The following is a 14427-nucleotide window of genomic DNA, read 5'->3' on the forward strand; positions in this document are numbered from 1 at the left end:
GTCCACACGTACCGGCCGCACCAGCTCGAGCCGGCTGGCCACGGCCGCCCTGGGCTCGGCACGCACGGCAGCCACAGGTGGCACGCGACCCACCCGCCGGGTCGGCACCTCCTCGACCCGGCTGCGCGGCGCGCGCCTGGGCGCCGGCCTCACGACCGTGCCGCCCGCCCCGGTGCAGGACCCGCTGCAGGCGGTCATGGCTGTGCCCGAGGTGCCCGAGCGCAAGCGCTTCTGCCCGGCCTGCGGCGCCGAGGTCGGCCGGTCGCGCGACGGTGTGCCAGGCCGGACCGCGGGGTTCTGCCCGAAGTGCGGCAACCGGTTCGACTTCACGCCGGCGCTCAACCCCGGTGACCTGGTCGGTGGGCAGTACGAGGTCGTGGGGTGCCTCGCGCACGGCGGCCTGGGCTGGATCTACCTGGCGCGGGACCGCAACGTCTCGGGCCGGTGGGTGGTGCTCAAGGGCCTGCTGAACTCCGGCGACCCGGACGCCTACGCGGCGGCGATCTCCGAGCGCCAGTTCCTGGCCGAGGTCGAGCACCCGCTGATCGTCGAGATCTACAACTTCGCCATGCACGAGGGCGCGGGCTACACCGTCATGGAGTTCGTCGGCGGCCGCTCGCTCAAGCAGATCCTGCACGACCGCCGCGAGGCCGCCGGGGGCGTCAACACGCCGCTGCCGGTGGACCAGGCGCTCGCGTTCGTGCTCGAGATCCTCCCCGCGTTCGCCTACCTGCACGACGTGGGCCTGCTGTTCTGCGACTTCAAGCCGGACAACGTGATCCAGCAGGGCGACGCGGTCAAGCTCATCGACCTGGGCGGTGTGCGCCGGATCGACGACCTGGACTCGGCGATCTTCGGCACGGTCGGCTACCAGGCGCCCGAGGTCGCCGAGGTGGGGCCGTCCGTGGCGTCCGACATCTACACGATCGGGCGGACGCTGGCCACGCTCGTGCTCGACTTCCGCGGCAACACGAGCACCTACGTGGCGTCGCTGCCCGCGGTCGCGGACACGCCGGTGTTCCAGACGTACGACTCGTTCTACCGGCTCCTGGCCAAGGCGTGCGCCCTCGACCCGTCGGACCGGTTCGCGACGGTCGACGAGCTGCGTGCGCAGGTGCTCGGCGTGCTGCGCGAGGTCGTCGCCACCGACCGCGGCCCGGGCAGCCCGGCGCTGCACTCGGCGGCCTCGGTGCTGTTCGAGGCGCCGACGTCCGACGAGGCCGGCCACGCGCTCGCCTGGGACCAGCTGCCCGCGCTGAAGGTCGACGCGAGCGACCCGGCGGCGAGCTGGCTGGCGGGCGTCAACGTGAGCAACCCGGACCAGCGCCTCGCCGCGCTGGCCGACGCACCGGACGAGACCGTCGAGGTGCGGCTGCGGCGCGCGACCGCGGCGATCGAGGCCGGCCGGCAGGACGTGCTCGACCAGACGCTGTCGCAGATCCTCACCGACGACCCGTGGGAGTGGCGCGCGGCGTGGCTGGGCGGCCTCGCGCAGCTCAGCACGGGCGACCCGGTGGCGGCGCGCGCCTCGTTCAACGCGGTCTACGGGCAGGTGCCCGGCGAGCTGGCGCCCAAGCTGGCCCTGGCCACCGCGTGCGAGCTGAGCAACGAGCCCGACATCGCCGAGTCGCTCTACATCATCTGCGCGCGCTCCGACGCGAACTACACCGCCCCCGCGGCGTTCGGGCTGGCCCGCATCCGCCGGGCGCGGGGGGACCTGCCGGGAGCGCTCGCGGCGCTCGACCTGGTGACGCCCACGCGCAGCTCGTACGTGGACGCCCGGATGATGCGCGCCCAGCTGCTGGCCACGTCCAGCGGCGACCTGCGCGCCCTGTCCGACGCGCTCGCCAGCGTGCAGTCGGTCTCCATCGAGCCGCGGGCGCGGGCGGCCCTGCGGGTGGACGTGCTCGGGTCCGCGCTCGCCGCGGTGCTCAAGGACGGGCCGTCGAGGACCGTGCAGCTCGGTTCCGTGCCGGCCCAGGAGCCGGACCTGCGCGATGCCCTGGAGGGGGCCCTGCGCGAGTACGCCGCCCTCGCCCCCACGTCGGACGAGCGGATCGCCCTGGTCGACCAGGCGAACGGCGTCCGCCGGTGGACCACGTGGTGACCTGTCCGCAGTGCGGCACGGTCGCCGCCGACGGCTCGGCGTTCTGCGAGCACTGCGGCACCCGCCTGGGCGCTCCGGCCCCCGTGGCCGTGCTCGACGAGCCGGACCAGCCCACGACGCCCGTCTGCCGGTTCTGCGGCGGGACGATCGCGGCCGACGGCTACTGCGAGCACTGCGGCGAGCTCGCGATGAGCGAGCGCGACCACTGGACCGAGCTGCCCTCCCCGCTCGTCGGCGGGGTCTGCGACCGAGGTCGGCGCAAGAGCCGCAACGAGGACGCGATGGCGCTGGCGGTCGTCGGCACCACCGCGGTCCTGGTGGTCTGCGACGGCGTGTCCAACATCCCCGACTCCGACATCGCGAGCCTCGCCGCCGCCCGCGCGGCACGCGACGTGCTGGCCATCGCGGAACCGCAGACGGTCTCCTCGTGGTCCGCGCTCCTGATCACCGCGGCCTCCGCAGCGGACAAGGCCATCGCCGACGCGGTCGGGGACATGGCCGGCCGCGCCGAGCCGCCGTCGTGCACGTTCGTCGCGACCGTGGTCGACGGGCCCACCGTCGTCGCGGGCTGGCTGGGGGACTCCCGCGCGTACTGGATCCCCGACGAGGGGGACTCCCACCAGATCAGCGTGGACGACTCCGCGGCGAACGAGATGATCGCGCGCGGCATCCCGCGAGCACGGGCGGAGGCCTCCCGCGAGGGGCACGCCATCACGCGCTGGCTCGGCCCCGACGCCGAGACCGTCGTCCCGCAGACCGCGACGACCCGCGCGCAGGGCCCAGGCTGGGTGCTGGTCTGCTCGGACGGGCTCTGGAACTACTGCTCCGAGGCCGACGACGTCGCGGACCTGCTGCACCGCACCGCGGAGAAGGTCGGTCAGTCGCCCGACGTGATCTCCGGCGAGCTGGTCCGCTGGGCCAACGAGCAGGGCGGGCACGACAACATCACCGCCGCGCTGGCCCGCGTCGCCGCACCCTTCGATACTGTCCAGACCGAAGAGACGGTGTCGGCCGAGCCCGCACCGCCCGCAGCCTGAGGAGCCACAGTGGCCGACTTCCGCACCGAGGTGTTCCAGAACGAGTTCCTCTCCGACGGCGCCACGGACGTGCACGCGATCGTCACCGTGACCAGCACCGGCGCGGGCACCGCGGCGTCCTCCGGCGGGGGCGTCGCCGAGCTCGTCATCATCGACACGTCCGGCTCCATGAGCGGGCCCAACATCGAGGCCGCCAAGTACGCGGCGCAGGTGGCGGTCGACCAGATCGCCGACGGCACCTGGTTCGCGGTGATCGGCGGCAGCCACGTGGCCAACCGTGCCTTCCCGTACCCGAACGCCCCGGTCGCGATCGTGCAGATGGAGCCCGGCGCCCGCGAGGAGGCCAAGCGCGCCATCTCGTTCATGCGCCCCTCGGGCGGCACCGCGATGAGCACCTGGCTGCGGCTGGCGGACGCGATCTTCGCGATGGTCCCGCAGGCGGCGCAGAAGCACGCGATCCTGCTCACCGACGGCCGCAACGAGTCGGAGCCGCGTGCCGAGCTGTCCCGGGCGATCAGCGACGTCACCGGGCACTTCCAGTGCGACGCGCGCGGCGTCGGGTCCAGCTGGGAGGTGGCCGAGCTGCGCGAGATCGCCACGGCGCTGCTCGGCACGGTCGACCTCATCCGGAACCCGGCGGACATCGCCGAGGACTTCAAGGCGCTGGTGAACGAGTCGATGTCCAAGGGCGTCGCGGACGCCGAGCTGCGGGTCTGGGCACCCCAGGGCGCGCAGGTCCTGTTCGTCCGGCGGGTGGCCCCCACCGTGGAGGACATCACGTCCAGGCGCACCGAGGTGAACGCCCTCACGGGGGCGTACCCGACCGGGGCGTGGGGCGACGAGTCGCGCGACTACCACGTGGCGATCCGGGTGCCGTCGAAGCCGGTGGGCTCCGAGCAGCTGGCCGCGCGCGTGCAGATCGCCGTCGGCGGGGACGTCCTGGCGTCGGGTCTGGTCAAGGCCCGGTGGTCCGACGACAGCTCGCTGACCGCGCGCATCAACCCCGAGGTCGCGCACTACACGGGTCAGGCCGAGCTCGCGTCGGTCATCCAGGAGGGGCTGGCCGCGAAGGCGTCCGGCGACGAGGCCACGGCGACCGTCAAGCTCGGCCGCGCCGTCCAGCTGGCCGCCGAGACCGGCAACGAGGAGGCCACCTCCCGGCTGCGGCGGGTGGTCGAGATCGACGACGAGGAGAAGGGCACCGTGCGCCTCAAGCGCAACGCCGACAAGCTCGACGAGATGGCGCTCGACACCGCGTCGACCAAGACCACGCGGGTCCGCCGGTGAGCACCGTCGTCTGCCCGAACGGCCACTCGTCCACGTCCACCGACTACTGCGACGTCTGCGGCGCGCCCATCGAGTCCGCGGCGCCGGCGGAGGCCCCCGAGCCTGCCGCGGTGGGGACCGCCACCACGTGCCCCCACTGCGGCGCACCCGCGTCGTCGCTGGCCCTGTTCTGCGAGGTCTGCGGCTACGACTTCACGACGGGCACCGCACCCGCGCCGGTCGCGCCCACGGCCCCGGCACCCGTGAGCGCGCCGACGCCCGCTGTCGAGGCGCCCGCAGCACTCCCGACCCCGGCCCCCGACGGCGCCGAGTCCTGGGTGGCCGAGGTCTGGGTGGACCCCGACTGGTACGCCGCGCAGCAGCCGGAGGATCCGATGCCGTCGGCCGGGCTCCCCGGTCTGGTGCCCCTGCGCGAGCGCAGCGTGCTCGTCGGCCGCCCGTCGGTGTCCCGCAACATCCACCCCGCGGTCGACTGCGGGACGGACTCCGGGGTCTCCCGCCGGCACTGCCAGCTCAACACGGACGGCCAGCGCTGGTGGGTGGAGGACCTGCAGTCCGCCAACGGCACCTACGTCAGCCGCGCGGGCGACCCGCTGCCGACGACACCCATCCCCGCCGGTCAACGCAAGGAGATCGAGGACGGCGACCGGCTGTACCTCGGGGCGTGGACCCGCATCGTGATCCGGACGGCGCTGCCCGGGGAGGTCTAGCCCGGGCGAGGTGCCGGAGTGCTAACTTCCGAAGCACGGCAGGTCCGCGCAACGACGCCGGACCACGCTCGGGGGGTCTCATGGCGGAGCAGACCGACGGACGCATCGCAGTGCGGGTGCTCGTCATCGCGATGCTCGGCTTCCTGGTCAACTTCTGGGCGTGGGCGCTCATCAGCCCGCTCGGTGGCACCTACGGCAAGGCGCTCGGCCTGACCGGTGTCCAGCAGTCGGTGCTGGTCGCCGTCCCGGTCGTCGTGGGGTCGCTGGGCCGCATCCCCGTCGGCGCCCTGACCGACAAGTTCGGCTCGCGCCGCATGTTCCCCACGGTCACCGTGCTGACGATCCTGCCGGTGCTCTTCATCGGGTTCGTCGCCGAGACGTACGCGGCGATGCTCGTCGGCGGCTTCTTCCTCGGGCTCGGCGGCACCGCGTTCGCTATCGGGGTGCCGGCGGTCAACCAGTGGTTCGCCCCCGAGCGGCGCGGCACCGCGCTGGGGATCTTCGGGCTCGGCATGGGCGGCACGGCGATCTCCGCGTTCACCACGGTGCGGATCGCGGACGCGTACGGACCCGAGGCGCCGTTCGTGCTGGTCGCGTGCGTGCTCGCGGTCTACGCCGTCGCGTCGGGGCTGCTGCTGCGTGACAAGCCGGGTCGGCCGGTGCCGCAGGGGTCGTTCCTCGCGCGCACCTGGGCCACGGCCCGCATCCCCGCGACCGGGCAGCTGTCCTTGCTGTACGCGATGGGCTTCGGCGGGTTCGTCGCGTTCAGCGTCTACCTGCCCACGTACCTGGTGAACGCGTACGGCCTCACCGCCGCCGACGCCGCCGCCCGCACCGCGGGGTTCGTCGTGCTCGCGGTGGCCATGCGTCCGGTCGGCGGCACGCTCTCCGACCGGGTCGGGCCGGTGCCGGTTCTCCTCGCGGCCTTCCTCGTCACCGGCGTCCTGGCGCTCGTCGCCGCGCTCGAGCTTCCCCTGATCCCCCTGGCCACGGTCGCGTTCCTCGGCCTGGCCGCGGCGCTCGGTGCCTCCTCCGGCGCGGTGTTCGCGCTGGTGGCGCAGGTGGCGCCCCAGGACAAGGTCGGCGCGGTGACCGGCATCGTCGGCGCCGCGGGTGGCCTCGGCGGCTTCTTCCCGCCGCTGGTGATGGGGGCGGTCTTCGACCTGGTGGGCGACTACAGCCTGGGGTACGTCCTGCTCGCGGTGAGCGCGTTCGCGGTCGCCTGGTTCACCCGCGGTCCCGTGCGCCGGGCCGCCCTCGCACGCACCGAAGCCACTGCCACCAGCTAGGGAGCCTCATGACGATCGAGCAAGGACGCGCGCCGGGCCTCGACGAGGGCGTGGTCGAGGCGTTGCTCAAGACGCGTCGCTTCCTGCGCAAGAACGAGGTCTCGGCGGACCTGCGCACGCTGCACCAGATCGGCGGGCGCGACGCGGACACGTTCTACCGGGACCGCTGGAGCCACGACAAGGTGGTCCGGTCGACGCACGGCGTGAACTGCACGGGATCCTGCTCGTGGAAGGTGTTCGTCAAGGACGGCATCATCACGTGGGAGGCGCAGCAGACGGACTACCCGTCGACCGGCCCTGACCGACCCGAGTACGAGCCGCGGGGCTGTCCGCGGGGGGCCGCCTTCTCCTGGTACACCTACTCGCCGACGCGCGTCCGGTACCCGTACGTGCGCGGCCTCCTGCTGGAGATGTACCGCGAGGCCAAGGCGCGGCTGGGCGACCCCGTGCTGGCCTGGGCGGACGTCGTGGGCGATCCCGTCCGGTCCGCCCGCTACAAGGCGGCGCGCGGCAAGGGCGGGCTGGTGCGGGCGTCGTGGGCCGAGGCCGTCGAGATGGTGGCGGCCGCACACGTGCACACGATCAAGGAGCACGGCCCGGACCGGATCGCGGGGTTCTCACCCATCCCGGCGATGTCGATGGTGTCGCACGGGGTCGGCGCCCGGTTCTACGCGCTGCTGGGCGCCCCGATGCTCTCGTTCTACGACTGGTACGCGGACCTGCCGGTGGCGTCGCCGCAGGTGTTCGGCGACCAGACCGACGTGCCCGAGTCGGGGGACTGGTGGGACGCCGGCTACCTGATCATGTGGGGCTCGAACGTGCCCGTGACCCGCACGCCGGACGCGCACTGGATGGTCGAGGCGCGGTACCGCGGGCAGAAGGTGGTCGCGGTCTCGCCCGACTACGCGGACAACGTGAAGTTCGCCGACGAGTGGCTCGCACCGGCGCCCGGCACCGACGGCGCGCTCGCGATGGCGATGGGGCACGTGATCCTGCGCGAGTTCTTCGTCGAGCGGACCACGCCGTACTTCGACCACTACGTGAAGCAGTACACCGACCTGCCGTTCCTCATCACGCTCGAACCGGACGGCGACGGCTTCGTGCCCGGCAAGTTCCTCACCGCCGCGGACCTGGGGGAGACGTCGGAGAACGCACAGTTCAAGACGGTCCTGCTCGACGAGACGACCGGGCAGCCCGTGGTGCCGAACGGGTCGCTCGGGTTCCGGTTCGGCGCGCAGGGGGAGGGCCGCTGGAACCTCGAGCTCGGTTCCGTGGAGCCGCAGCTCAGTGCCGCCGGGGACGGGTCGCGGCCGGTCGCCGTGACCCTGCCCCGGTTCGACGCGGTCGACGGCTCCGCGGGGGCGATCCTGCGGGGCGTCCCGACGCGGCAGGTGGCCGGGCGCACGGTGACCACGGTGTTCGACCTGCTGCTCGCGCAGTACGGCGTCGGCCGCCCAGGACTGCCCGGGACCTGGCCCACGGGGTACGACGACGCGGGCTCGCCCTGCACGCCCGCCTGGCAGGAGGAGATCACCGGGGTGCCGGCCGCCAAGGCCGAGAAGATCGGCCGCGAGTTCGCCGCCAACGCGGAGGAGTCGAAGGGCCGCTCGATGATCCTCATGGGCGCCGGCACCAACCACTGGTTCCACGCCGACACCATCTACCGCGCGTTCCTCACGCTCACCGCGCTGTGCGGCACGCAGGGCGTCAACGGTGGCGGCTGGGCGCACTACGTGGGCCAGGAGAAGGTGCGCCCGATCACCGGGTACGGCCTGTACGCGAACGCGCTCGACTGGTCGCGGCCCCCGCGCAACATGATCCAGACCGCGTACTGGTACCTGCACACCGACCAGTTCCGGTACGACCACTTCGGCGCGGACGCGCTCGCGGCGAACAAGTCGGGCGGGCTCTGGGCGGGCATGACGACCGCGGACGTCCTCGCGCAGTCGGCGCGGCTGGGGTGGATGCCGTCGTACCCGACCTTCGACCGCAACCCGCTGACGCTCGCGGACGACGTCGCCGCCTCGGGGACGCCGGCCACGGAGTACATCCCGGCGGCCCTCCAGGACGGCTCGCTGCGGTTCGCGGGTGAGGATCCCGACGCCCCCGAGAACTTCCCGCGCGTGCTCACCATCTGGCGGTCGAACCTGCTGGGCAGCTCCGCCAAGGGCAACGAGTACTTCCTCGAGCACCTGCTGGGCACCGACTCCTCGCTGCGGGCCGAGGAGGCGCCACCGGAGCACCGGCCCCGCGACATCGTCTGGAGGGACGAGGCTCCGCGCGGCAAGCTCGACCTGCTGCTCACCCTCGACTTCCGCAWGACGTCGACCACCGTGTTCTCCGACGTCGTCCTGCCGGCGGCCACCTGGTACGAGAAGTACGACCTGAGCAGCACCGACATGCACCCGTTCGTGCACTCGTTCAACCCGGCCATCTCGCCGCCGTGGCAGACCCGCACCGACTTCGACGCGTTCCACGAGATCGCCAAGGCGTTCAGCGCGCTCGCCGCGACGCACCTCGGCGTCCGGCAGGACGTCGTCGCGGTCCCGCTCACCCACGACACCCCGGACGCCATGGCGACCCCGTCGGGCATCGTGCGCGACTGGAAGGCGGGGGAGTGCGACCCGGTCCCCGGTGTGACGATGCCGAAGCTGGTGGTCGTCGAGCGGGACTACCCGGCCGTGGCCGACAAGCTCGGTGCGCTCGGTCCGCTGGCGTCGACGCTGGGTGCGACGACCAAGGGCATCACGTTCGACCTGACCAGGCCGATCGAGTACCTCGGCAAGAAGAACGGGCTGGTCCGCGGGGGTGCGGGTGACGGGCGGCCGTCGCTGCAGCGTGACGTGCACGTGTGCGAGGCGATCCTGGCGATGTCCGGCACCACCAACGGGCACCTGGCCACCGAGGGGTTCCACACGCTTGAGAAGCGCACCGGCCGCAAGCTCGCGGACCTGGCCGCGGAGCACGAGGGCAAGCAGGTCACGTTCGCGGACACGCAGGCCGCGCCCACGCCGGTCATCACCTCGCCCGAGTGGTCCGGCTCCGAGTCGGGCGGTCGGCGGTACTCGCCGTTCACCATCAACGTCGAGCGCCTCAAGCCCTGGCACACCCTCACGGGCCGGCAGCACTTCTTCCTCGACCACGACTGGATGACCGAGCTGGGCGAGAACCTGCCGGTCTTCCGCCCGCCCCTGAACATGGCGGCCCTGTTCGGGGAGCCGCAGATCGGGTCGAACGGGGAGCTCGGCATCGCGGTCCGCTACCTGACGCCGCACAACAAGTGGTCCATCCACTCCGAGTACCAGGACAACCTGCTGATGCTCAGCCTGTCGCGCGGCGGTCCGGGCATCTGGATGAGCCAGAAGGACGCCGACAAAATCGGGGTCGCGGACAACGACTGGATCGAGGCGGTCAACCGCAACGGCGTCGTCGTCGCCCGCGCGATCGTGTCCCACCGGATGCCGGAGGGAACGGTCTACATGCACCACGCGCAGGACCGGCTCATCGACGTCCCGCGCTCGCAGACGTCCGGCAAGCGCGGCGGCATCCACAACTCGCTGACCCGCATCCTCATGAAACCCAGCCACCTCATCGGCGGCTACGCCCAGCTGACCTTTGCGTTCAACTACCTGGGGCCCACGGGCAACCAGCGCGACGAGGTCACGGTCATCCGTCGGCGCTCGCAGGAGGTGGAGTACTGATGCGGATCATGGCGCAGATGTCGATGGTGATGAACCTCGACAAGTGCATCGGCTGTCACACGTGCTCGGTCACCTGCAAGCAGGCGTGGACCAACCGGGCGGGGACCGAGTACGTCTGGTTCAACAACGTGGAGACGCGCCCCGGGCAGGGCTACCCGCGCACCTACCAGGACCAGGAGCGCTGGCAGGGCGGGTGGACGCTGAACAAGCGCGGCCGGCTCAAGCTCAAGGCGGGCGGTCGGCTGAAGAACCTGGCGACGATCTTCGTCAGCCCGAAGATGCCGTCGCTCGACGACTACTACGAGCCCTGGACCTACGACTACGAGACGCTGACCACCGCACCCCTGCAGGAGCACACCCCGGTGGCCCGGCCGCGGTCGCTGATCAGCGGCGAGCCCATGCAGATCGGGTGGAGCGCCAACTGGGACGACGACCTCGGCGGCAGCGCGGCGACTCTCGCCGGCGACCCGATCCTGGCCAGGGTGTCCACCAAGATCAAGTTCGAGTTCGAGCAGACGTTCATGTTCTACCTGCCGCGCATCTGCGAGCACTGCCTCAACCCGTCGTGCGCGGCGTCGTGCCCCTCGGGCGCCATCTACAAGCGCGCCGAGGACGGGATCGTGCTGGTCGACCAGGACCAGTGCAAGGGCTGGCGCAAGTGCGTCACGGGCTGCCCGTACAAGAAGATCTACTTCAACCACCGCACGGGCAAGGCCGAGAAGTGCACGTTCTGCTTCCCGCGCATCGAGGTCGGCCTTCCGACGGTCTGCTCGGAGACGTGCGTCGGCCGCCTGCGCTACCTGGGCCTGGTGCTCTACGACGCCGACAAGGTGCTGGCGGCGGCTTCCGTCACGGACGAGCACGACCTGCTGGAGGCGCAGCGCGGGGTGTTCTGCGACCCGAACGACCCCGCCGTGGTCCGGGAGGCGGAGCGCGCGGGCATCCCGCGGGACTGGATCGAGGCCGCGCAGCGCTCCCCGATCTGGGCGCTGATCAGCACGTTCAAGGTGGCCCTGCCGCTGCATCCCGAGTACCGCACGATGCCGATGGTCTGGTACATCCCGCCGCTGTCGCCGGTCGTCGACGCGGTTGCCGAGACCGGCGAGGACGCCGAGTCGAAGGGCAACCTGTTCGCCGCGATCGACCAGCTCCGGATCCCGGTGGAGTACCTGGCCGAGCTGTTCACGGCGGGGGACACGGTGCCGGTGACCGGCGTGCTGAAGAAGCTCGCCGCGATGCGCTCGTACATGCGGGACATCTCGATGGGTCGCGACGCCGACCCGTCGATCCCGGCGGCCGTCGGCATGACCGAGCAGGAGATGCTCGACATGTACCGGCTGCTGGCCATCGCCAAGTACGACGAGCGGTACGTCATCCCGGCCGCGCACGCGGAGGCCGCGCACGGCCTGGAGGAGCTGGCCACGGAGTGCAGCCTCGACTACGAGGGAGGGCCGGGCATGGGCGGCTCCGGGCCGTTCGGCGAGGGCTCGGGTGCCGGCACGCCGCTGGCCGTCGAGAACTTCCGGGCGCTCAAGGACCGGCAGACCGCCGACGAGGTCACCAGCACCGGCCGGCCGGGCGCGCGCGTCAACCTGCTCAACTGGGACGGCAAGGGCTCCCCGCCACCCGGACTGTTCCCCGAGCGCAAGGACCCGTCATGAGGCGCGACGACGCCCGCACCAGGGCGCTGACCCACCGGATCGCGGCACTGCTCCTGGAGTACCCGACGGCCGAGCTCGTCGAGCAGGTCCCCGACCTGCGGGCCGTCTCGCCGACGCGCGCGTTCGACCCGCTGCTCGACCACCTGGCGAGCACCCCGCTCACCTCCCTGACCGCCGACTACGTCGACACGTTCGACCTGCGCCGCAAGATCTGCCTCTACCTGACCTACTACGCGTACGGCGACACCCGCGAGCGAGGCATGGCGCTGCTCGCGTTCAAGCGGGCCTTCCGCGCGGCGGGCCTGGAGATCAGCGCCGACGAGCTCCCCGACCACCTGTGCGTCGTCCTGGAGTTCAGTGCCACGGCCGACGTGGAGGCCGGCACCCGACTGCTGCTCGAGCACCGGGCCGGTCTGGAGCTGCTGCGGCTCGCGCTGGTCGACCGCGGGTCCCCGTGGGCCGGCGCTCTGACGGCGGTCTGCTCCACGCTGCCGCCGCTGAAGGGCGACGATCGGGAGGCCGTGGCGCGGCTGGCGGCCGAGGGCCCACCGGGAGAGCAGGTCGGCCTCGAACCCTACGGCGCGATGGCGGGGATGCCGCGATGAGCCCCGGCTGCGTTCACCTTCACCCGGGGATGCCACGATGAGCGCCGTCCTGCTCTGGGTGGTCATCCCGTACGTGTGCCTGGCGTTCTTCGTCGGCGGGCACGTGTGGCGGTACCGGTACGACAAGTTCGGCTGGACCACGCGCTCGTCGCAGCTCTACGAGAGCCGGCTGCTGCGCTGGGGCAGCCCTCTGTTCCACTTCGGGATCCTGGCGGTGTTCGCCGGCCACGTGATGGGCCTGGGCATCCCTGAGAGCTGGACGTCGGCCGTCGGGATCTCCGAGGAGCTCTACCACGTCATGGCGGTGTCGATCGGGGCGGTGGCGGGGTTCTGCACCCTCGTCGGCCTGACCCTGCTCATCTACCGCCGGCGCACGGTGGGACCGGTGTTCAGCGCCACCACCAAGATGGACAAGGTCATGTACCTGTTCCTCGCCCTGGTGATCGTGCTCGGCGTCTGGAACACGGTGGCGGGCTCGGTGCTCAACCTCAACGGGGAGTACGACTACCGCACGGGCGTGTCCGAGTGGTTCCGTGGCATCTTCCTGTTCCAGCCGAAGCCCGACCTGATGGCCGACGCGCCGTTCGGATTCCAGGCGCACGCCATGGTGGCCATGCTCCTGTTCGCCCTGTGGCCGTTCACGCGGCTGGTGCACGTGCTGAGCGTCCCGATCTTCTACCTGTGGCGGCCGTACGTGGTCTACCGCGGCCGGTCCGACCGTGCCGGCAGCCGGGCGACGAGGCCCGGCTGGGACGCGTCGGACGACAGGGTGCGCCGCTAGCGGGGCGGGTGGAGCTGCTCGGTCGCCTCGGCCAGCAGGCGCTCGAGCACGGCGTGCCGGTCCACGGCACGCAGCAGGGCGACGTCGTCGCGGCCCCGGCGGGCCTCGTCGACCTCGTGGTGCGCCCGGCTGGTGGCCGCGGCGAGCTGGAACCAGGTGGCGCCGGCGACCTCGCGCCGGACGCGCGCCTCGACCTGAGGGTCGACCCGGTGGTGCTGATCGACGAGCGTCATGTCCCGACTCCTTCGTCCTCGCTCACCTCCATGGTGCGCGCACCCACCGACACCCGAGGGACGACACGCGAGCGCGTCCGCAGAAGGAGTCGGCGGACGCGCGGCGCGGACATCGTCGCCRGATCACGCGCGACGAGGGCGTAGCACCCAGGAATTCACGGCCTCGGGACCGGGGAGAACAATGCGCCGAGAAATGCGCACGTTGCATTCACGAACGGTGCGGGAAATGGCACTTCGGGACCCAGCCGGCAACGGGTGCGGCCATGGGGAGATCCGCTGCGAGACGCGCGGTGACACGTATCCAACAGGCACGATGTCGCGCGCCCGCACGGCCCTGCCGGACATTCCGGACGCGCGCCCTCGGGCGTCAGGACAACGCATTTCAGCCCGTGGCGCGAGAGAAATGCACGTTCGGGTGACGCTCGGCCGAGGTGGCGCCAGGCATTGACTTCACCCTGTGACCCCGGTTACCGTCCTTGTGAACCATTAGTACACACTCCTTACATATTCGACGCTCCGACGATGGACAGGGGACCGCACGATGGCTTTCGCCAGACACTCCAGCCAGACACCGATGGGCCGACGACGTCCCGTCCTGATCACCACGGCGCTCGCCGCGGTGATCACGCTGCTCGCCGCCCTGGTCGCCTCCCAGCCGGCGTTCGCCGCAGGCACGATCGGCGCCACCTTCACCTCCGCCGGCGACTGGGGCACGGGCCACCAGGTCAACGTCAAGGTCACCAACTCCGGCACGACGGAGGTGAACGGGTGGACGATCGAGTTCGACCTCCCCGCCGGGGACACCATCAGCAGCTCGTGGGACGCCGACGTCACGCGCAGCGGCAACCACTACACGGCGAAGAACAAGAGCTGGGCGCCGACCCTCGCGCCCGGGGCATCGCTGACCTGGGGCTACGTGGCGACCGGGCCGTTCAAGAGCCCCGCGACGTGCAGCATCAACGGCGTGGCGTGCACCGGGGGCACCCCCACCAGCACACCGACGCCCACCCCGACGA

11 protein-coding genes are annotated in these 14427 nt (G+C 71.9%); 10 read left to right on the forward strand and 1 reads right to left on the reverse strand.

Translation table 11 applies throughout. The features are described 5' to 3' along the window. The 9 genes from AC1DUQ_RS05415 to narI all read left to right on the forward strand — a co-directional run. Nucleotides 1-2107, forward strand: a 2107-nt coding sequence (locus tag AC1DUQ_RS05415) for a serine/threonine-protein kinase (protein WP_477073486.1), incomplete at its 5' end; no start/stop codon positions are given. Next, a complete protein-coding gene (locus AC1DUQ_RS05420) occupies nt 2104-3144 on the forward strand; it encodes a PP2C family protein-serine/threonine phosphatase (protein WP_477061153.1) in 1041 nt (346 codons plus the stop codon). The genes AC1DUQ_RS05415 and AC1DUQ_RS05420, both read left to right, overlap by 4 nt. Nucleotides 3145-3153: 9 nt before the next feature. Further along, entirely contained in the window at nt 3154-4431 is a 1278-nt protein-coding gene (locus AC1DUQ_RS05425; RefSeq protein WP_477061154.1) for a vWA domain-containing protein, read from the forward strand. Further along, nucleotides 4428-5141 (forward strand): FHA domain-containing protein, encoded by a 714-nt coding sequence (locus AC1DUQ_RS05430; protein ID WP_477073487.1) that lies wholly within the window; start codon nt 4428-4430, stop codon nt 5139-5141. Before AC1DUQ_RS05425 ends, AC1DUQ_RS05430 begins: the two co-directional genes overlap by 4 nt. A gap of 80 nt (nt 5142-5221) precedes the next feature. After that, nucleotides 5222-6430 carry an MFS transporter gene (locus tag AC1DUQ_RS05435; protein WP_477061156.1) on the forward strand — a complete coding sequence of 403 codons (1209 nt, stop codon included), beginning with the start codon at nt 5222-5224 and terminating at the stop codon, nt 6428-6430. Nucleotides 6431-6438: 8 nt separating this feature from the next. Beyond that, nucleotides 6439-10131, forward strand: coding sequence for a nitrate reductase subunit alpha (locus AC1DUQ_RS05440; protein WP_477073488.1), 3693 nt, complete (start codon nt 6439-6441; stop codon nt 10129-10131). Beyond that, nucleotides 10131-11792 carry a nitrate reductase subunit beta gene (narH, locus tag AC1DUQ_RS05445; protein WP_477061158.1) on the forward strand — a complete coding sequence of 554 codons (1662 nt, stop codon included), beginning with the start codon at nt 10131-10133 and terminating at the stop codon, nt 11790-11792. The genes AC1DUQ_RS05440 and narH overlap by 1 nt, the downstream gene beginning before the upstream one ends. Next, nucleotides 11789-12397, forward strand: a complete 609-nt coding sequence (gene narJ, locus AC1DUQ_RS05450) for a nitrate reductase molybdenum cofactor assembly chaperone (RefSeq protein WP_477061159.1) — start codon at nt 11789-11791, stop codon at nt 12395-12397. The genes narH and narJ overlap by 4 nt, the downstream gene beginning before the upstream one ends. Before the next feature lie 37 nt (nt 12398-12434). Then, the gene (narI, locus tag AC1DUQ_RS05455; protein WP_477061160.1) at nt 12435-13178 is read left to right on the forward strand and encodes a respiratory nitrate reductase subunit gamma; all 744 of its coding nucleotides are present in this window, start codon (nt 12435-12437) and stop codon (nt 13176-13178) included. Here the strand turns inward: narI and AC1DUQ_RS05460 are convergent. Beyond that, on the reverse strand, nt 13175-13411 hold the full coding sequence (locus AC1DUQ_RS05460; protein ID WP_477061161.1) for a hypothetical protein: 237 nt from the start codon (nt 13409-13411) through the stop codon (nt 13175-13177). The genes narI and AC1DUQ_RS05460 overlap by 4 nt on opposite strands. Before the next feature lie 541 nt (nt 13412-13952). On the opposite strand from AC1DUQ_RS05460, the gene AC1DUQ_RS05465 reads away from it, so the two are divergent. After that, nucleotides 13953-14427, forward strand: a 475-nt coding sequence (locus tag AC1DUQ_RS05465; RefSeq protein WP_477073489.1) for a cellulose binding domain-containing protein, incomplete at its 3' end; no start/stop codon positions are given.

This window comes from Cellulomonas sp. P4_B5_2 (assembly GCF_056402235.1).